18 protein-coding genes and 1 riboswitch are annotated in these 18,903 nt (G+C 42.2%); of the genes, 7 read left to right on the top strand and 11 right to left on the bottom strand.

Annotated elements, in window-relative coordinates; translation table 11 throughout:
• Nucleotides 1-191: 191 nt before the first annotated feature.
• Entirely contained in the window at nt 192-1,820 is a 1,629-nt protein-coding gene (locus EBO34_RS02815; RefSeq protein WP_122896435.1) for a Na/Pi cotransporter family protein, read from the bottom strand.
• Nucleotides 1,821-2,059: 239 nt separating this feature from the next.
• On the opposite strand from EBO34_RS02815, the gene EBO34_RS02810 reads away from it, so the two are divergent.
• Nucleotides 2,060-2,842 (top strand): DUF1189 domain-containing protein, encoded by a 783-nt coding sequence (locus tag EBO34_RS02810; protein WP_122896434.1) that lies wholly within the window; start codon nt 2,060-2,062, stop codon nt 2,840-2,842.
• Nucleotides 2,843-3,096: 254 nt separating this feature from the next.
• Nucleotides 3,097-3,426: a helix-turn-helix domain-containing protein gene (locus EBO34_RS02805; protein ID WP_122896433.1), complete on the top strand. Its 330-nt coding sequence runs from the start codon at nt 3,097-3,099 to the stop codon at nt 3,424-3,426.
• A gap of 265 nt (nt 3,427-3,691) precedes the next feature.
• Here EBO34_RS02805 and EBO34_RS02800 read toward each other — a convergent pair whose 3' ends face one another.
• The 4 genes from EBO34_RS02800 to EBO34_RS02780 form a co-directional block, all read right to left on the bottom strand.
• Complete coding sequence (locus EBO34_RS02800) at nt 3,692-3,841, bottom strand: anti-repressor SinI family protein (RefSeq protein WP_122896432.1); 150 nt, start codon at nt 3,839-3,841, stop codon at nt 3,692-3,694.
• A 30-nt stretch (nt 3,842-3,871) separates the two neighbouring features.
• Nucleotides 3,872-3,959: riboswitch (cyclic di-GMP riboswitch) on the bottom strand.
• Between the two features lie 363 nt (nt 3,960-4,322).
• Nucleotides 4,323-4,952 (bottom strand): NfeD family protein, encoded by a 630-nt coding sequence (locus EBO34_RS02795; protein ID WP_122896431.1) that lies wholly within the window; start codon nt 4,950-4,952, stop codon nt 4,323-4,325.
• Between the two features lie 807 nt (nt 4,953-5,759).
• On the bottom strand, nt 5,760-6,662 hold the full coding sequence (locus tag EBO34_RS02785; RefSeq protein ID WP_122896429.1) for a DUF1002 domain-containing protein: 903 nt from the start codon (nt 6,660-6,662) through the stop codon (nt 5,760-5,762).
• Between the two features lie 96 nt (nt 6,663-6,758).
• Nucleotides 6,759-7,964, bottom strand: coding sequence for an MFS transporter (locus EBO34_RS02780; RefSeq protein ID WP_122896428.1), 1,206 nt, complete (start codon nt 7,962-7,964; stop codon nt 6,759-6,761).
• Nucleotides 7,965-8,047: 83 nt separating this feature from the next.
• Between EBO34_RS02780 and EBO34_RS02775 the strand changes: the two genes are divergently transcribed.
• Both EBO34_RS02775 and ispG read left to right on the top strand, forming a co-directional pair.
• Complete coding sequence (locus EBO34_RS02775) at nt 8,048-8,410, top strand: hypothetical protein (RefSeq protein WP_122896427.1); 363 nt, start codon at nt 8,048-8,050, stop codon at nt 8,408-8,410.
• 117 nt (nt 8,411-8,527) lie between these two features.
• Nucleotides 8,528-9,649 carry a flavodoxin-dependent (E)-4-hydroxy-3-methylbut-2-enyl-diphosphate synthase gene (gene ispG / locus EBO34_RS02770; protein WP_122896426.1) on the top strand — a complete coding sequence of 374 codons (1,122 nt, stop codon included), beginning with the start codon at nt 8,528-8,530 and terminating at the stop codon, nt 9,647-9,649.
• Between the two features lie 69 nt (nt 9,650-9,718).
• Here the strand turns inward: ispG and EBO34_RS02765 are convergent, their stop codons facing one another.
• The gene (locus EBO34_RS02765; RefSeq protein WP_122896425.1) at nt 9,719-10,114 is read right to left on the bottom strand and encodes a DUF308 domain-containing protein; all 396 of its coding nucleotides are present in this window, start codon (nt 10,112-10,114) and stop codon (nt 9,719-9,721) included.
• 112 nt (nt 10,115-10,226) lie between these two features.
• On the opposite strand from EBO34_RS02765, the gene EBO34_RS02760 reads away from it, so the two are divergent.
• Nucleotides 10,227-10,796, top strand: coding sequence for a 5' nucleotidase, NT5C type (locus EBO34_RS02760; protein ID WP_122896424.1), 570 nt, complete (start codon nt 10,227-10,229; stop codon nt 10,794-10,796).
• A gap of 439 nt (nt 10,797-11,235) precedes the next feature.
• Here the strand turns inward: EBO34_RS02760 and EBO34_RS02755 are convergent, their stop codons facing one another.
• The 4 genes from EBO34_RS02755 to EBO34_RS02740 are packed head-to-tail and all read right to left on the bottom strand — an operon-like array spanning nt 11,236 to nt 14,159.
• Nucleotides 11,236-11,658 (bottom strand): Fur family transcriptional regulator, encoded by a 423-nt coding sequence (locus EBO34_RS02755; protein WP_122896423.1) that lies wholly within the window; start codon nt 11,656-11,658, stop codon nt 11,236-11,238.
• Nucleotides 11,659-11,677: 19 nt separating this feature from the next.
• Nucleotides 11,678-12,514 carry a metal ABC transporter permease gene (locus EBO34_RS02750; protein ID WP_122896422.1) on the bottom strand — a complete coding sequence of 279 codons (837 nt, stop codon included), beginning with the start codon at nt 12,512-12,514 and terminating at the stop codon, nt 11,678-11,680.
• A 14-nt stretch (nt 12,515-12,528) separates the two neighbouring features.
• Nucleotides 12,529-13,359 carry a metal ABC transporter permease gene (locus tag EBO34_RS02745; RefSeq protein ID WP_122896421.1) on the bottom strand — a complete coding sequence of 277 codons (831 nt, stop codon included), beginning with the start codon at nt 13,357-13,359 and terminating at the stop codon, nt 12,529-12,531.
• Entirely contained in the window at nt 13,356-14,159 is an 804-nt protein-coding gene (locus tag EBO34_RS02740) for a metal ABC transporter ATP-binding protein (protein WP_122896420.1), read from the bottom strand. The genes EBO34_RS02745 and EBO34_RS02740 overlap by 4 nt, the downstream gene beginning before the upstream one ends.
• A 179-nt stretch (nt 14,160-14,338) precedes the next feature.
• Here EBO34_RS02740 and EBO34_RS02735 point away from each other — a divergent pair, with 179 nt between their 5' ends.
• Nucleotides 14,339-15,862, top strand: coding sequence for a Ppx/GppA phosphatase family protein (locus EBO34_RS02735; RefSeq protein ID WP_122896419.1), 1,524 nt, complete (start codon nt 14,339-14,341; stop codon nt 15,860-15,862).
• A 109-nt stretch (nt 15,863-15,971) separates the two neighbouring features.
• A complete protein-coding gene (locus EBO34_RS02730; RefSeq protein WP_283234575.1) occupies nt 15,972-18,083 on the top strand; it encodes an RNA degradosome polyphosphate kinase in 2,112 nt (703 codons plus the stop codon).
• A 74-nt stretch (nt 18,084-18,157) separates the two neighbouring features.
• Here the strand turns inward: EBO34_RS02730 and EBO34_RS02725 are convergent, their stop codons facing one another.
• Nucleotides 18,158-18,886, bottom strand: coding sequence for a transglycosylase SLT domain-containing protein (locus tag EBO34_RS02725; RefSeq protein WP_122896418.1), 729 nt, complete (start codon nt 18,884-18,886; stop codon nt 18,158-18,160).
• Nucleotides 18,887-18,903: the final 17 nt, after the last annotated feature.

Genomic DNA, 18,903 nt, shown 5'->3' with positions numbered 1-18,903 from the left:
CCCTTTACAGCAGGACTTCTTCATAGAGAGAAGAAGGCTGTTGAACCTTGATTTTAATTTCCTCTGCATGCGCTTCCTTACCGCGGGGCGATTCAGAAGCTTTCTCAGCACCCGGTGCATCCACTCAACCAAAAATCACCTTTGACTAAGAAAAATAGAAGGAGCATTTTCGCCCCTTCTATTTTACCATATTATTCTTCTCCGATCACAGCCTCTGCGATATTTACAGCGTGGTCACCAATACGTTCAAGGTTACTGATCATATCCACAAAGACAATGCCGGCAGAACCGCTGCACTTACCTTCGTTCAAACGGATAATGTGCTTTTTACGAAGCTGTCTTTCCATCTTATCGATTTGCTCTTCTTTCAGTACAACGGAACGGGCGGCGAGAATATCACCATTTTCAAGTGCACTGATTGCCTGCTGCAATGTTTCAATTGTTAAATCAAACATCTCAGAGATATCTTCCATGGCCAGGTCACTCAATTTTACTTTGTTGGCAATTTGATATTCTCCAAGTTCCACAAGGTTTTCCATATGGTCCCCTACACGTTCAATGTCACGGACCGTATCCATAAGCATGGAATGTTCTTCGGAATCATGTGCTGATAAGGAATTCGCAGAAATCTGTACAAGATATTCTGTAATTTTCCGGTCAAGGTTGTTAATGGCATCCTCAAACTGAAAGGCAAGCTCCGAATGACGCTTTTGGTTTGTACGAATAAACTCCCGGGCTTCAACCATACCCTTCTCTGACAACTCAGCCATCCGAAGCGTTTCTTTCTTCGCCTGTCCAAGGGCAATTGATGAAGACTGCTGAATAATGGATGGATCAAGATGCTGCGGCTTGTATTCAACAACGCTCTCTTTACCAGGTAATACCTTCAGAATAATCGCTGCAATAACCGCTATAAACGGCAGTTGGATAATTACGTTGGCTGTGTTAAAAATCCCGTGAGCAAACGCAATCTGCATTTCAGGGTTCAGGTTTAGCCTTTCACTGATGTTTGCAATAAAGGCTGTATAAGGTACAACGAATATTAAAACAATGATCGTACCAACCAGGTTAAAGATTACGTGTGACGCTGCAGCACGCTTAGCTGCAAGAGAAGCACCTAAAGCCGCAAGTACAGCTGTTATTGTTGTACCGATGTTATCACCAAACAAAACAGGAAGGGCTGCTGACAGGTCCATGGCTCCCTGTGCATACAACTGCTGAAGTAAGCCAATAGCTGCAGAGGAACTTTGAACACTGACTGTAAAAATAACACCAATAAGCACACCAAGGAGCGGGTTATCACTCATCTGTACAGTTAAATCCATGAAAAGTTCCCATTCTCTTAATGGGCGAAGGCCGTCTCCCATCAAATCAAGCCCATAGAAGAGAGCACCAAAACCAAAGAATACCTGTCCATAATTGTTTGCTTTTTTATTTTTAAGGAAGAAAATCAGAAATGTACCGATTGCCAGAATCGGGAGTGAGTATTCAGAAATATTAAGTCCGATGATAAAAGCTGTAATTGTTGTTCCAATATTCGCTCCCATAATAACGCCGATCGCCTGCCTGAACGTCATAAATCCGGCGTTAACAAGTCCGATCGTAAGTACTGTCGTCCCTGTACTTGTCTGAAGAAGAACTGTCACAAAGATACCTGCAAATACACCCATCACAGGGTTGCTTGTAGTTTTATCAAGAATGTCACGAAGTCTTTCCCCGGCAACTTTTTGAAGACCGTCACCCATAAATTTAATACCAAAAAGGAAAATTGCCAATCCGCCGAAAAACATAAACAGCAGATCCCGAAGTTCTAATTCCATTCATCTCATCCCCTTGTGACTGAAGTAAGTTTCATTTTTTGTTTGTTTTTGTCCAACGATGTTCATCCTACAGCTAAAGTTTTAATCTTTTATTAACGAATTGTAAAGATTTTATTAAGTTTTTAACCAACCATTAAAAACAGCATCTTTCTCTGGAAGCATAAGGAAATCTTGTACTTATCTCCTACTTCAGCTAGAATTAAAAAGGATATTATTCAGATTGTAAAAGGAGTGCACGAATGAATATTTTTAAACAGTTTATTGCCAGTCTTTATTCACCGAAAATGATCGCCTCTTTTCGTCACCACAAAATAGGACGCGCGATCGGTTATGTATTTTTACTTATGTTTATTACCCTTATTCCACTTGCAATATCTCTTGGGACAACGATTTATTCCTTTGTTAACCAGCTGGAAAATCATCTGGAAGAAAACGTCCCGGATTTCCAGATTCAAAACGGCCTTCTTACGTCAGATGAAACAGACGAGCCCGTTATCAATGAAGAAGATGGTCAGACCATTATTTTCGACCCTTCAGGTGAATTAACACAAAGTGACATCAGCGGAAACTACGACGAAGCGATCGCCCTTCTTGAACGCGAAGCAATCCTGATAACCAACGGTGTTACACAGCAGCCTGTGTCCTATCAGGATCTCGACTTGAATCTCACAAAAACTCAGGCCGTAGATATGGTTGAAGCCTTCTCAGGCATGCTGCCTCTTATTATAAGCCTGATCATCGTGCTTATGTACTTGTTTTATACAGCAAGTAAGTTTATTGGTGTCACCTTCCTTGCTCTCATCGGCTTTATCTTTAAAAAATCAGTAGGCCTGCCCAATATGACTTACAAGCACAGCTGGGTACTCGCAGCCTTCACGGTTACCCTCCCCACTACGATCTTTGCACTCGTTAATGTAACAGGATTGAACATACCGTTCCAATTCGGTATTTACTGGACGATTGCAATCGTGATGCTGTTCCAGGTGCTTAGGTACATTCCAAAGCCAAAAACAGAAGAATAATAAGGAAGAGGAAGAACGGGGACAATTTCCCGTTCTTTTTATGTATTTCACAGTAAAAATCCAAGAAAGCAGGGTGCATTAAAAAAAGATAATAAAACTTTTGACCAAAAATGTCACATAATATAAAAGTATGCTATATTTATTATTAGCGAACAAATCAGTGAACAATGAACCGTCATAGCGAACATAAAACATACGTATATATATAAAACCGGATAATCGCAGATGCCTGATAACGAAAAGGGGAATGCCCGATGATCGGCGAACGTGTTAAAAAATATCGTAAAGAAAAAGGAATTTCATTAACAGACCTTGCCCAGCGAGCGGGTGTTGCCAAGAGCTACCTTAGTGCAATTGAGCGCAATATACAGTCAAATCCCTCTATTCAATTCCTGGAGAAAATCTCCTCTGTTCTTGATATCAGCGTCGATCACTTACTACGAGACGATGTTGACCACTCAACTAACAGAGGGGCTATCGATGACGAATGGCAGTCCCTGGTCAGAGAAGCAATGAACTCAGGTGTTTCCAAAGAGGAGTTCCGGGACTTCCTGGAATTTAACAAATGGAAAATGAAAAAATGAGCAGAAGAAAACCTCCATTATGGGAGGTTTTTTTGTATCTTAATCCGGCTTTCCTGAACAATTAAACAATGTGCCGGGTTAATTCCTGGCTCATATGTAATCAAAAGGTATGTTTCGAAAGGTAATTCCTTGTCCTCTATTTACCCTCTAGAACGCTTCACAATACTTTTGCTCTCAAAAAATCAAATCCTCAGCATGGTACTTTTAATCCAGACAAAAAAAGTACTTTCAACAACCATTGAAAGTACCTGTAAGATCTTCTTATTTACCTATGGATCACGTTTTCTTTATGTATAATCCCGCTGTTAAAAAATGACCGGATCTCTTCATGCGTTAGACCCATGTCCAATGCTTCTTTAATAAGCTCTTCCCATTCTTCATCATACCATTGGTCCACTCGTCCTGATACTGCCACCTTTTAAATCCTCCCCTCGATTATGTCCTGCTAGGTGGCTCGGCGGTCATAGAACAGCGCGTCCCTTAGACCCGTAGCTTTGCGTCACTACCTTTCGATAGGTTTGCCGTTGAACTAGAAGGAGGATGGTTCAGAATAATCATCGACTTTACCATAATGGTAATAACCAATTCTGTAACCGTTGTGCGTCAATCTCGTTTCACTTACTGCGGCTGTTTTCAAGCTAATTTAAGTATTCACTTGGGATGCTTTACCAATCGGATAACAATATAGAACATTTGATGTAGTATCATTATAAACAATACACATGTAAAAGTCCTATAAAGGTTTTGCTGAATCGTGTCGTATAGCATTAAACAGTACTTTAGAACTATTTATTCTGATTTTTTATAATACTGTGTCCTATTTCAACAGCAAAAAAGACACCTTTTAAAGGTGCCTAATGGAACATAATAAGAAATCAGTTATTTTTATGTCAAAACTACTCATCCTGAACAACAACGATTCTTGTTCCGTCGACGCTGACGACTTTGATCTTTTCGTCACTCTGAATCCACTGGTTATCAGAAGTCGCGCTATACAATTTCCCTTCAACTTCAATAGTTCCAGTCGGTCTGAACGGCGTTTTGGTTACACCCGATTTTCCGACAAGTTCCTTGTAAGTCTCATTCATGGAATTGTAACCTTCTTCAGAAGACAGTTTATCTTTCAGTGTCATTTTGTTCCAAAGGTTCCTTGGCGGAAATACTTTAGTGAACAAAAACGAACTTGGTACAGCCAGGATCAGAGCGAATGCAACGAGTGTGCCGTAAATGATACCAGGAGTCGGAAGTGACAGTCCAAGGATCATCAGCAGAACCCCCACCAGTGCTATCGTACCGTCTGTAGTGACTTTCCCATCAAAAATAATTAGTGCAAGACCGATGAGATAGAGAAGAACAACCCAAAGTCCTGCATCAGCTGTAAGGTGGTAGGAAAAATACAAACTCATTATTCCAATACCAAGTACCGCAAACAATCCCTTTGACCTCACCATTATCTCACCAAAGATGAAGAGTGTACCCAGAAACACAACAAGAAAGCCAACTGTTGCTGATTCCAACATTTCCATTTTATATCCCCCTGTCAGTAAAAGAGAATTCATTTATCATTATGCCTATCATAACAAATAATAGCATGTAGTTTATATACGAACAGATTCGAAATAGGTTTCATGTGTTTTTTAAACCGTTGTTTCAGATCGCTTGTATCAGCAGCCAGCGTAGCTTCTTTTTTCTCCTCTGCAAATGATGCCCTGAAGCTTTTTGTATTGAAGCAATAATTGATCACTGTTGATGATATTCCTCAGGCTCCCGGGATGTTCGAAGACTCCTGGCAGTTGAGGAAAGACGCCCCAGACGAAGTGAGCAGTCTCTGTTTCATCTTTGTACAACAATGCTTTAGAATGGATTGTTGTATTTAAAAGAGGAATAATAATGAAGCCGAAGTGCCCGAGACTCCTGTGTCAGTAGATGCCGGGGAAGACCCACAGCGCACAGAAACCCACTGAAAAAGTCAAAATCCGAAAACAACTTCACCACTCTAATTGCATCATAAAATGAATATTGTATTTATGATGTGTTAAATATCATTGCTGTTTTAATAAAAGTGTTGATTGGAGCGAATGCGCGACACTCCTGCGGGAAAAGCGAGTTCCGGGGAGACCCCGGAAGCGCAAAGCGCTGAGGAGGCTCCCGAACCGCCCGCGTGCAATGAGCGGAAATCAACAACTGACTTTTCTGATCTTAAGAGGATTAATATAGTGACTACAACTTTTGTTAAAACAACCTTGATCAACTAAAATAAAGCAACAAATGAGGAAGTAATACCTCCCCATTTGTTGCCCCCAGAAAATCAAGTTGCGTCATCTTCTCCATTGTTATTTCACAAATGGTGAAATGAAAGCTGATGAAAACCAGCTTCTTACTGCATCGATCAGTGCTTCAAAAAAGGCAAGGATGGAATCAATAATACCCTGCCCTTCTTCACTTTCAAGAAAATCTGTCAGGTTCTCCCGGATACTTCCGATCTGCTCCTGCACCTGTCCCCAGTCAATGTCCAGGTTCTGCATGCGCTGGAACAGTGAGACGAGGCCATTTTTTTCTTCATCCGTTAATTCAATTCCAAGTTCTGCGGCAATGCGGTCAATTAAATCACGCAGGTCTTCTTCTGTTTCTACATTACCTTCAGCAATTTCTTCTTTAATACGGGTCATAAGCTCAGCTGCCTGGTCTACACCTACGTTCTCACCGAGTTCAGCTGTTTTAACCATTTCTTCATTGGCTACCTGCTTTTGCTCTTCCGGTATGACTTCATCGGTTGAGACTTCGTAAGCTTTGATCAGTCCTGTAAGAGCAGCAGTACCACTTACATTGAATGGGGCTGTCACATAAATCTCTGCATCTTCAACACCGGCTGTAGCAAGGGCGTTAGTGTACATGGCTTCACTCACCCAGTCAATGCGGTTTGTTTTTACGCTCAATCCGGAATTTTCTTCAAGGAGCGTAATTTTTGAAGAAGATAAGGCATTGGAGCCAATCCGGCTGGAAGATATATAATTACCTAAGTATTGATGTTCCTCTTCATTTGTTACATAGACAACCTGTGCTTCATTTTCATCTACGTTCATCTCATCAAGAAGCTGTGCCCGTTGATCTGCATTCAGATCCTCCCCGAGTGTGACAATGACATCACCTGGCGCAGCGTCAGCAAATGCCATTGATGCAAACAGGAACCATCCTGCAAAAACAGCCATCGTACTTTTCATCAGTTTATGTTTCATTGTTTCTCTTTCTCCTTCCAGGTCGCTTTTATATTTCTGTAACGACGTCTTTCTAACCATATCTTACCTGTAATTCATCTCTGTGAAAAGACTCAATCAGCCTCTTTGTACGACCAGACCTGTGTGCGGATACGTTACTTTAACCCATACTGCCGCAGCTAAAATGAGAACAAGCGATTTAGCAAACATCCCCCATTCGTCAAACATCCACGAGCTGTATACTGCCGGCCCGAATGCCACACCAAGAAAACGGATCGTGTGATAAAAAGAGACCACCATTCCCCTTTCATGTTGTGAGACGGCAGATGTAACGAGGAGGTTACAGCACGGAAGAAAAATTCCGATTCCTGCTGAAATGCACATCAGATAGATGACTGTTAATAATAAAGAATTCCCTACCAGTGCCAGAGTCAAAGGTATGCCGATCAACATAAAACCGAGAGTAAAACAGGACCGGATCCTTTCGGGATTCTGCCCTGTTTTTTTTCCGGAATAATAGGAAGCAATGGTAAACACCGAAAGAGGGACAGCGATAATGACTCCTTTCACTGCACCTCCAATCCCGTACACCCTCTCACTTTCATAACTCAAAAATACAAGAAGGCCAAACAGAAGAAACAATGCTGCTCCGCCTGAAACCATAACAGGAATCAGCCAGCGGGCTTCTCTTTTAATGGCAGAGAAGACAGTATGCAGGTATTCTTTCCTCTTCAGAGGCGGATCATCTGATGGAGTTTCATGAATGTATTTTGAAATGCCTGCGAGAGCCAGTACCGAAAGGAGAAAGTAAATCCAAAAGGTGCTTGTCCAGATAACGAGTGCTGCCAAGGCACCGAGGAGCGGACTTACAGCTTTCCCCAGTCCGTTAAACACTTCCATGATACCGAGAGCTGCACTTCTTTTTTCACCATTAAAGATGTCCCCTATAAATGTCATAGCAAGGGAAGCGGTTCCTCCTGCTCCTACCCCCTGAATGAAACGGCCAATGAGAAGGATCCAGTAAGCCATTTCTCCCGGTATGAGCATCGCCCGGGTACATACAACACTGCCGAGTGCTATGGTTGCAAGAGAGCTTATGACAACCCGTTTCCTTCCAACCCGGTCAGAAAGAATGCCCGTAAATGGAATGGATAAAGCTGCAGGCACAGAAAAAACCGTCAGGATAAGGCCTGATTGAACTGCTGTAATACCCAGATCCACTTCCATCGTAGGAAGAAGTGGAATAAACATGGAATTTCCGATAACCATTAAAAATGGGAGCAGACCGAGCATAAATACAATTAACTTTTCCTGTTTTGACATTTATCAGATCACCTTATTTTTTGTCATAAAAAGATGGGACAAGCATACGAATAGGGTATAACCGTGAACGGGAGGTGCTTTTAATGAAGCAGTTATTGATTTTCGGACTTGTCGTGGTACTTGCCATCAGTGTTTATTATGATCTCACTGAAGGGACCTTACCCAACACAACCAACGGGTACGAAGATACAAGTCAGGAAAACAGTCCTGTGACCGCACCACCTCCTGCTGATACCCTTCACTACCAGGAAGTGATCGTTCAATCAGGTCATACTGTTTATACTATTGTTAAAGCCCTTCACCAGGACGTGCTCCTCGATGCAGACTTTGAGAAGATTGTAACTGATTTTGAAAAGCTCAATCCCGATGTAAATGCTCACGATATCAGAATTGGCAGCACCTATCGCTTCCCTGTATATAAAGAAACTCTGCAGCAGACATCATAACCTCTCTGCCCCGGTAAAAATCTAAGTCCTTGCCAGTATCACAGCCGGTTGGTACAATGTGTGAGGATAGTAATTTATTGATTTTTATTCTTACTAATATAAAGGGGCGATCACGCAGTGACTCAAATCACCCATCGTAAAAACACGCGTCCGGTTCAAGTCGGACCGCTGACAATCGGAGGCAGCGACGAAGTTATTATTCAAAGTATGACCATGTCTAAAACGCATGATGTGGATGCTGTTACAGCTGAGATTCTCCGTCTTGAAGAAGCGGGATGTCAGATTGTACGTGTTGCCTGTCCGGACATGCGTGCAGCAGAAGCCATTCCGGAGATTAAAAAACGCATTAACATTCCACTTGTAGTGGATATTCATTTTGATTACAAGCTTGCTTTAAAAGCCATCGAGGGCGGTGCGGATAAAATACGGATCAACCCCGGAAACATCGGCCGCCGTGAAAAGGTGGAAGCCGTCGTTAAGGCTGCCAAGGAAAAGAAAATCCCGATCCGTATCGGTGTAAACGCAGGTTCTCTTGAGAAAAAAATTCTTGAGAAGTACGGATATCCTACAGCTGACGGGATGGTAGAGAGTGCCCTTCACCATATTAAAATCCTTGAGGATCTGGACTTTCATGACATCATCGTTTCCATGAAAGCTTCAGACGTCAGTCTGGCTGTTGAAGCTTATGAAAAGGCCGCAAAAGCATTTGACTACCCTCTACACCTTGGAATCACAGAGTCAGGTACCTTATTTGCAGGGACTGTAAAAAGTGCTGCCGGTCTTGGGGTCATTTTAAACAAAGGAATCGGGAATACAGTACGTATTTCATTAAGTGCCGATCCTGTTGAAGAGGTAAAAGTAGCCAAAGAACTTTTAAAAACATTCGGTCTTGCAGCTAATGCGGCTACTCTTATCAGCTGTCCTACATGCGGACGTATTGAAATTGATTTAATCAGTATTGCAAACGAAGTGGAAGAATATATCCAGCAGGTAAATGCACCAATTAAAGTCAGTGTTCTCGGGTGTGCAGTTAACGGACCCGGTGAAGCAAAGGAAGCGGACATTGGTATTGCCGGTGCGCGCGGCGAAGGGTTACTGTTCAGACACGGAGAAATTATCCGTAAAGTTCCGGAAGAAATTATGGTCGATGAACTTAAAAAGGAAATCGATAAGCTGGCAGAGGCACACTATGAGGAACAACGAAAAAAAGAAGCAGAGCTTGCTGCGCAGAAAGACTAAACTGATTACAACGAAAGGCGCACACGTTTGAGTGTGCGCCTTTCATCTGGAGTTTTAAGGGTTTTGCGGTTAAAAGAACGGTGACAAAAACAAACTGATAATGATTGAGAAGGCTCCGATACCAATTGCCGTATATCCGAGACCGGCATGCCCCTTGGCACGGGTGATAAAGCCCATTACGATTGCCGCTGCCCCTAAAATGACAGGCAGGAAAAACAAGCTGACAATAGCCAAGGCTACAGCAATTGCGCCTAAGCCCTTGCCTTCTGTTGCGTCTTCCGTATAATCCGCTTCTCCGTCATTATCAGCGGCCGTATCCGTCAGCCGGGCATCCGGTGCTACCTCAGCAGCCGTTTCTTCACGGTATTCGCGGTCATACTCCTGATCGGCTTCCCGTTCATTAAAATCGTCTCGTTCTTCTTCCACAAGACGCAAATCACGCTCTCGCTTGTTGCGTTCGTCCATGGTTCTCCCCCTTTTATCATTCGGACGTAACCATAGTATGTGACGAGCCCGGGGGTCTGACCCCGCACAATTGTGTGTAAATACTGGAGATAGGAAGGTGTTCTAAGTAAATATGAAGAATTTATACAGGTTTGGCATTGATATTGATGGTACGATTACGGATCCGGCAACGTTTATTCCGGCTTTGAACGAACATTTTAAACGTGAACTGACACTGGATGATATCACGGAGTATGATTTAAGTAATGTCCTGGGAATCAGTAAAGAGGATTTCTGGACGTGGATGCAAAAGCATGAAGGAAACCTCTACTCTGAGGCTAAGCTTGCTGCAGAAGCTAAAAAAACCCTTCTGGAGTGGGAAAGAAAACACGAGCTTTTTTACATCAGTGCCAGAAACAGCCGCTTTTCCGAGCTTACAAAGGACTGGTTCGATACGAATAAACTACCCTACCACCACATAGAGCTTATTGGAAAGCACGATAAAATCGGAGCTGTTAAAAAGCACCGCGTTCATGCTTTTTTTGAAGACAAACACGACAATGCTGTAAACATTGCCGAGGAGTGCGATATTCCTGTGGTGCTTATGAATACACCATACAATCAGGACCCTGTCCCAAAGCTTGTGCATCGGGTTAACAGCTGGCAGGAAGCCAGACAGACTGTCCGCAATTTATTTGAATAAGGAATTAATTTTAGCGTAGCATTTATTTTGATAAGAGATGCAGGAATATCAGTGATAAAAAAAGCCGGACCCTGTACCGGCTTTTTTTGTTTTGAAGGATTTTTAACACTCAAGCCGAATATACGTTTGCAGAAAGGATGATGATTTTGATACGAAAGCCTCGTAACATACCTCTGAAGCTTCTCACGGTTTACAAATGGTTCTAAATTAACAAGGCTGTTGCAAAGATTAGCTGTTCCCCATATTTGGGTACGAAAAAGCGTATTTATGATTTTAATCAGCTGTTCAAAAGCACAATTGAAAAATAAACTAGCGAAACTGAAAAATAAAACTCTAACCCTGAAAAATAAACTGCGAAAAGTAAAAAATCCATCCAAAAAACAAACCACTCAAACTAAAAATCCACACAAAAACACCGCCCAAAAGGCGGTGCTCTCCACTATGCGCGCTTCTCCCCACATTCCCCGCAATATCCGTATATCTCAAATTTATGTCCTGTGATTTTAAAACCATCCGCATCATCTTCTATAGCATCCATCGGGCAATTATGAATATGCTTTGTCTTACCGCAATCCACACAAATCAGGTGGTGATGATGATCAGAGGTGGAACAGGCAAACCGGAATTTTTTTTCGCCTTCGAGTTCCGTTTCCTCCAAAATCCCCAACTCCGTAAACAGAGATAAGTTACGGTAAATCGTATCAAAACTCAATCCCGAATATCTGGCTTGTAAAGATGCGAGGACATCCTTCGCTGCCAGATACCGTTTTTCGTCAGAAAACAAAGTAAGAATATCTTCACGTTTATCCGTATATTTGTACCCTTTATCCTTCATAATCGTTAACGCTTCTTTTACATCCATACTCGTATACCCTCCCGTTTTATGCTAACCCGGTTCTGAACCGTTTCAATACAACAGCAGCAAGAAGTAAAACGACACCTGTTACAACAATCATCCCGCCTGTTGCCACATTCAGATGATAAGAAAAAAAGATTCCTCCGATCATTGCCAGTTCACCGAACACAATGCCGAGAATGACAACCTGACGAAAACTTTTCGCCAGTTGAATACTTGCTGCAACAGGAAGAGTAACCATGGCACCGACAAGTAAGATCCCCACGACTTTCATTGACATTGAAATCACAAGTGCAATGAGAAGGGAAAAGAAAAAGTTAATCCGCCGCACCCCTATGCCGGATGTTTTTGCAAACTCCTGGTCAAATGAGATAGACAGCAGTTCTTTATAAAACATAATAAGAATCGTTAATGCAAGAAGTCCCGTAAAAAAGATAAACCCAAGATCTCCGAGGCTTACAGTGACAATGCTGCCGAACAAATAATTGTACCACTCGTTATAGGACCCTTGGGAAAGGCTGATTAAAATGGCACCAATACCAATTCCCGACGATAAAATAATTGGTATAGCAAGCTCCTGAAAATGCTTGTATATCTGTCTTAATTTTTCCACAAGCAAAGAACCGGCAAGAGAGAAAACAAGCCCTGTATAAAGTGGATTAATAAAGCCCAGCCATAATGCAGACTGGCTTAAAAAGACCCCTGCAGCAATTCCTGTTAAAGTAATATGGGATAAAGCTTCTGAAATTATTGTAATTCTTCTAACAAGTAAAAATGCCCCGAGGAGCGGGCAGACAAACCCGATAATCAAACCGGCAAGAATGCCCCGTTCCAAGAACGTAAGTTGCTGTAATAGTTCCATCATTTACACACCTTTTACACCCGTTTTCGAGTGAGCAGCACAACCACTAATAAAATTATAACGTTAACAATAACGATCGTCCCTCCTGGAGCCAGATCCAGATGAAACGCACTTACAAGGCCGGTAATGACAGATATTTCCCCAAACAGGACGGCGTAGATAAACATCTGTTTAAAGCCTCTGGCAAGCCGCATGGCTGCAGCTACAGGAAGTGTCATTAATGAAGATACGAGCAAAATTCCCACTACCCTCATTGAAGCAGCAATAACAAGGGCGACCATGATAATAAACAAAACGTGCAAAAAGCGCCGTGGGATTCCTGCTACTACGGCCTGATCTTCGTCAAAACTGAGGAAGAACAGCTCTTTATAGAACAGAATAAGTAAAAGAGTAACAATAGCCGTTATAGCAATAATCAAATGAAAATCCGACCGGCTCACAGCCACTACGCTTCCGAAGAGGTAGTTAAACAAATCATTATTAAATCCATTTGCCAGGCTGATAAACACAACACCGATCCCGATCCCGGCAGATAAGATGATAGGAATAGCCAGCTCTTTGTAGTATACATAAACGGTCCGGAGCCTCTCAATCATCAAGGCCCCGCCGACAGAAAAGGCTGCTCCCATATAAATAGGGTTTAAACCGGCAAAAAAACCGTAATACCTTCCGAGTAAAAGACTGAATGCTATACCGGATAACGTAATATGCGACAAGGCGTCAGCTATAAGGGATAAGCGCCTTACCACAAGAAAGACACCAAGAAACGGTGCAAGAAAACCAACCATAAGTCCCGTATACAAGGCATATTTTAAAAAGTCATACTGAAAAAATACGCTGATCAAGACTCACGACCTCCATCAGCGGAATGATCATGGTGGGGGTCATGGTTGTGTGTAATAATCTGGACGTCATGACCGTACATTCTGGACATCATATCATCTTCCTGCTCCTCATACTCTTCCGTGTCACCATGGAAGTGGAGGTGTTTATTTAAGCAGGCTACATCCGTCACATATTCAGTCATCGCTCCAATATCATGGGTAACAAGAACAAGGGTAATGCCTTTATTGCGATTTAAGTCCTTAAGCATCGTGTAGAAGCGCTTCACACTTTTGGCATCCACACCTACAGTCGGTTCATCTAGAATTAACAGTTTCGGCTCACTGACTAATGCCCGGGCAATAAATACCCGCTGCTGCTGACCACCGGAAAGCTGGCCGATATTTTTGTGCATAAACTCTTCCATCTCTACTTGTTCAATCGCTTCTCTTACCTTTTCTTTATGCTTTTTGGTTAAAAATCGAAAAAGCCCTACCTTCCCGTACAGCCCCATGGAAACAACTTCAAAAACCGTTGCAGGGAATCCACTGTTAAAACTGTTCGCCTTTTGACTCACAAAACCGATGTCCTCCCATTTATGAAAGCGTCCAAGCTTTTCACCGAACAGGCGGATTTCCCCTTGTTCAGGATTCAAAAGCCCTAAAAGGCATTTGATTAACGTCGACTTCCCCGATCCATTCGGACCGACAAGCCCAAGAAAGGATCCCGGTTTAATCGACAAATTAATATCTTCAAGCACATTACGCCCATTATAGGCAAATGAGAGGTTGTTTATTTCTATAATTGATTGCTTTTTGTCCATAGTATCCACAGCCCTTTATCGCTGTTCCTTAAGAACGATTACGATTTATTCCTTCCAGTAGTATACATGAGGGGTTTATGTTTGTAAACATTACAGCACCGGGGCGGGGCTCAGTCGTTTTTCAAGATAAAAACGTTTATAATGAAGAGCAGAATCCTACCTTTTAAGGACGTGTTGAAATGCATAAACAAACAGCCATTATCGATTTGGGCTCGAACTCCATTCGTCTTGTTATTTTCGAAATTAATGAAGACCGGTGTTACCGGGAAATTCAAAACCTGAAAGTCGTTGCCCGTTTAAGCTCTCATATAATGAATGACGGAAGCCTTTCAAATAAAGGAATGAATATAATTAAGGAAACTCTGGACCGTTTTTGCTCTGTACTTGACCGGTACAATGTTAGTGAAATACGCGGAGTTGCCACTGCTGCCGTGCGAAACGCATCAAACCGTCCGGAAATTGAAAAGCTCCTCAAAGGCTATACTGAAATGACATTTGATGTTATTTCAGAAAAAAAAGAAGCCTGTTACGGCTACCTTGCTGTTGTAAACTCTACTGATATCGGCACTGGAATTACCGTAGATATTGGAGGCGGAAGTACAGAAATCACCATTTTTAAAGACCGAAAATTAAAACATTACCACAGCTTTCCTTTTGGGGCATTGACCCTGAAACAGAACTTTCTTGAAGGCGACTCTCCCCTCCCCTCAGAAACAAAAAAACTCAGCCGGTTTTTACTTCAATCATTCGACTCTCTCCCCTGGCTTAAAGAGGCTGCCGGTCCTGTAATCGGGATCGGGGGAAGCGCAAGAAATCTTGCTCTCGTTCATCAGCATAGTATAGACTATCCCCTCTCAGGACTCCATCAATTTGAAATGACATTAAAAGATGTGGTTTCTGTTTATGAAAGACTGGAATCCATGACACTGAAAAAGCGCCAGCAGGTGGATGGCCTTTCTAAAGACAGAGCCGATATTATTCTGCCGGCTATCGTTGTTATTCAGACTCTCATTGAATACACCGGGTCCCAACAATATGTGGTAAGCAGCAAAGGCCTGAGAGAAGGTGTGTTTTTCGAAACCCTGTTAAAAGAAATAGGAATAGAGGTCTTTCCAAATGTAACAGAAGAAAGTTTTTACCAGTTAAGCCGTAATTATAATCTTGACTATGATCACCAGAAGCGGATCTCTGTTCTTGCCACCTACCTGGCACATACACTTAATGAACATACAGGAGAACCGGCCAGCCATGAGGATATACATCTCCTTCAGCTGGCGGCCAGGGTTTTTTATATCGGAGAATCAATCCATCCGGAGTCGAGATCACAGCACACCTTTTACCTCCTTACTAATCAGTCCATCGACGGTCTCTCTCATGGCAAAAGGCTCGGTGTAGCCCTTCTCGCATCTTTTCGTAACCGTTCTCTTTTGAATCAGTATGCATCTCCCTTCAGACACTGGATTAAAGAGGATGAGTTTTCCCGTTACGAAAAGCTCGGTGCCATTTTAAGGCTTGCCTACGGACTGGACCGGTCTAAACAAGGATCGGTTGAAAAAGTGCTTCTTGCTCCTTCAGACAGTAAAGACGTGCTCCACTTAAAACTTGAAAAAAGAAAAGAAGCTTACTTCGAGGAGTTTCATGCACAGAAATATAAAAAACATGTTGAGCGTGCATTTGGGATAAAAATTGATATTCTCTCTTAAAAACTGCTGAAAACACCGGGCAATAGTACCACGCCCCTAAAACTTGCTTTACTTTCGTTTGCTGCACTCGGGTCATTAAAGAAAGATTGATGATGGATGGTGAAAGCCGATGATGAAAAATACATCTGACAAAACGGGCAAAAAAAATGCAGATTCAAACAACCCGGCTTATTACATTAACCGGGAATTAAGCTGGCTTGCTTTTAATAAACGTGTTCTGGAAGAAGCGGCTGATGAACAAAACCCTTTACTGGAACGGTTAAAGTTCCTTGCGATTTTCAGCACAAATCTTGATGAGTTCTTTATGGTACGTGTTGCAGGCCTTAAAGACCAGGTCAAAGCTGGATTTAACAAACCGGATAACAAGGCAGGGTTAACACCAAGAGAACAGCTTCAAAAAATCAGCATGACAAACCACCAGCTTGTAAAACAAGAATATGAATTGTTTAACGAAACCATTAAGCCTCAGCTTTACAAAGAAGACATCCGGTTTCTCACGATTAAAGAGCTCTCCTCTGAGCAGCTTATTTATATTGAAAAGCAATTTAACCAGTATATTCTTCCTGTATTAACACCAATAGCCATTGATTCCCGCCGTCCCTTTCCTATGCTGTTAAACAAAAGTTTAAACCTGGCAGTTGTGCTGGGCGGTGAACGCGAGAAGCTGGCAATTGTTCAGGTGCCAGCTCTTTTAACCCGTTATATTGAGCTGTCCGGCACAGAAAAAACAAGACTGTTCATTATGCTGGAAGAGGTAATAAGTCACTTTATTGACCGTCTGTTTACCGGCTTCAAAGTTAAATCCGTATCTCCTTTCAGGATCACACGAAATGCAGATCTGACGATTCATGAAGAAGGAGCACGGGATCTTTTGAGACAGATTGAAAAAGAACTGATAAAACGTAAATCCGGAGCTGCTGTAAGGCTTGAAATGCAGGCGGGAAACATGGAGCAAAAAGTACTGATATTTTTACTAAATGCTCTTGATATTAATCAGGAAGATGTTTACGAAGTTAAAGGACCGATTGACCTCTCCTTCTTGATTTTCTTTTATCAGCAACTTGCGCCTTATTTTGAGCACCTGGTCAATGAAACACTTATTCCAAAACCACCACTGGACCTGATCAATGAAGGTGATCTATTTTCAGCTGCATTAAAGGACGATCTCTTATTCCATCACCCTTATGAGTCATTCCAGCCAATCGTAGACTGGATTACCCAGGCTGCAAATGATCCGGATGTACTTGCCATAAAACAAACACTTTACCGTGTAAGTGGTGATTCTCCTATCATTAAGGCACTTGCCACTGCTGCTGAGGGTGGGAAGCAAGTAACGGTCCTCGTGGAGCTCAAAGCACGCTTTGACGAAGAAAACAATATTCAATGGGCTAAAAAACTTGAGAAGTCAGGCGTACACGTCATCTATGGTATTACCGGCCTGAAAACCCATAGTAAAATCACCTTAATCGTTCGTCAAAATCAAGGGAAGATTGAACGGTTTGTCCACCTGAGTACAGGAAATTATAACGATACTACCGCTAAGCTGTATACAGACATAGGAATAATCACCTGTAATGAAGAGTTTGGGGAAGATGCCACCAATTTCTTTAACCACTTAAGCGGGTTCAGGAGTAAACCGGAGTGGAAAAAAATCTATACATCTCCATTTGGCATCCGCGATCAGTTAATCAGACTTATCGACCGGGAGATTGAAAACCAAAAAAATCACGGAAGCGGCCGTATTTTGGCCAAAATGAACTCACTGACCGATAAGACGATAATACAAAAGCTTTATGAAGCCAGTCAGGCCGGGGTAAAGATTGATTTAATCGTCCGGGGAATATGCTGTTTAAAACCCGGAATCTCCGGAGTGAGTGACAATATTACAGTAAGGTCAATCGTTGACCGTTTCCTTGAACACAGTCGGATCTTCTACTTTTATAACAATGGAGATGAAAACACATATCTTTCTTCTGCAGACTGGATGACCCGTAATATGGAAAAAAGAATCGAAATTCTTTTCCCGATTGAAAGTGCTTATTGCAAAGCAAGAATTAAAGAGATTTTTGATATTACATTAAAAGATAATACAAAAGCACGAATTCAGACTAAGGATGGCTTGTATAAATATATAAAAAGAAAGAAAAATGAACGACCTGTACAAAGTCAGCTCGCCTTTTACCAACTTGCTTCAGAATACTTCCTGGAAGAAGAGGAATAAAAATGTCATGAAAAAGAGAGCGACTAAAAGGCTGCATACCTTATGAGTCGCTCTCTAATGCAAAGCTGCCAATATTAGTAATCCAGTGTGACCAACTGCTGGTTTTCTTCTGCATTCTCCTGAATTTCCACAGCATACCAGCTTTTTGCATCTCCATGTTCTTCAACGTAAGCTTCCATACCGTAAATTCCACGGTGATACGCGGTCAGGGCGTAATCCCAGTCTTCGTACTGGCTGTACAGGAATTCCAGGTAAACTACAGACAATTGTATGGAATAAAACGGGTCAAATAGCAGATCGTCTTCATAAGGAAGGTCTGCCATATCAGCAATCCAGGGACCGGTATTCTTCATAAACTGTGCCATTCCGTAAGCATGTCCATACTGGGTTTCCGGACCGACTGTTTCAGGGTCAAAAGTATCACCTGTTTCAACTCTTAACAATTCATACACAAGAAACGGGTCAATGTTTTTTCTCTCTGCTTCAAGTGCAAGAAATGTGCCCCACTCTTCCTTAAACCTGCCGTCACTGTCTTCATATAAATGATCAGCTATAATTGAAGCACGCTGCCAGGAGTCATAACCTGCCAGTTCATAATCGTCCGGAAGGGTGTCGATATAGGTCTCCATTCTCCCCATTTCTTCCTCCAGAATCTGCTGCTCTTTTTGTTTTTGCTTTTCAGCTTTTATTTCTTCAACCTGCTCTTGCATTTGAATATTTTGGAAAGCGAGTACAATAGAAGTACCGCCAAGTAATACAAAAGCGGCAGCTGCAATAAAGATTATCCGTTGGTTTTTTTTCATGAATGAATGTCCCTCCT

This window comes from Alteribacter keqinensis, from assembly GCF_003710255.1.
Taxonomy (GTDB): Bacteria; Bacillota; Bacilli; order Bacillales; family Salisediminibacteriaceae; genus Alteribacter; species Alteribacter keqinensis.
The sequence above is the reverse complement of the archived record's forward strand: the minus strand, read 5'-3'. Positions and strand labels throughout refer to the sequence as shown.

Coding starts and splice junctions, on each gene's coding strand:
- EBO34_RS02815 (WP_122896435.1), bottom strand. CDS start 1,820: ATGGAATTAGAACTTCGGGATCTGCTGTTTATGTTTTTCGGCGGATTG.
- EBO34_RS02810 (WP_122896434.1), top strand. CDS start 2,060: ATGAATATTTTTAAACAGTTTATTGCCAGTCTTTATTCACCGAAAATG.
- EBO34_RS02805 (WP_122896433.1), top strand. CDS start 3,097: ATGATCGGCGAACGTGTTAAAAAATATCGTAAAGAAAAAGGAATTTCA.
- EBO34_RS02795 (WP_122896431.1), bottom strand. CDS start 4,952: ATGGAAATGTTGGAATCAGCAACAGTTGGCTTTCTTGTTGTGTTTCTG.
- EBO34_RS02785 (WP_122896429.1), bottom strand. CDS start 6,662: ATGAAACATAAACTGATGAAAAGTACGATGGCTGTTTTTGCAGGATGG.
- EBO34_RS02780 (WP_122896428.1), bottom strand. CDS start 7,964: ATGTCAAAACAGGAAAAGTTAATTGTATTTATGCTCGGTCTGCTCCCA.
- EBO34_RS02775 (WP_122896427.1), top strand. CDS start 8,048: ATGAAGCAGTTATTGATTTTCGGACTTGTCGTGGTACTTGCCATCAGT.
- EBO34_RS02765 (WP_122896425.1), bottom strand. CDS start 10,114: ATGGACGAACGCAACAAGCGAGAGCGTGATTTGCGTCTTGTGGAAGAA.
- EBO34_RS02760 (WP_122896424.1), top strand. CDS start 10,227: ATGAAGAATTTATACAGGTTTGGCATTGATATTGATGGTACGATTACG.
- EBO34_RS02755 (WP_122896423.1), bottom strand. CDS start 11,658: ATGGATGTAAAAGAAGCGTTAACGATTATGAAGGATAAAGGGTACAAA.
- EBO34_RS02750 (WP_122896422.1), bottom strand. CDS start 12,514: ATGGAACTATTACAGCAACTTACGTTCTTGGAACGGGGCATTCTTGCC.
- EBO34_RS02740 (WP_122896420.1), bottom strand. CDS start 14,159: ATGGACAAAAAGCAATCAATTATAGAAATAAACAACCTCTCATTTGCC.
- EBO34_RS02735 (WP_122896419.1), top strand. CDS start 14,339: ATGCATAAACAAACAGCCATTATCGATTTGGGCTCGAACTCCATTCGT.
- EBO34_RS02730 (WP_283234575.1), top strand. CDS start 15,972: ATGATGAAAAATACATCTGACAAAACGGGCAAAAAAAATGCAGATTCA.
- EBO34_RS02725 (WP_122896418.1), bottom strand. CDS start 18,886: ATGAAAAAAAACCAACGGATAATCTTTATTGCAGCTGCCGCTTTTGTA.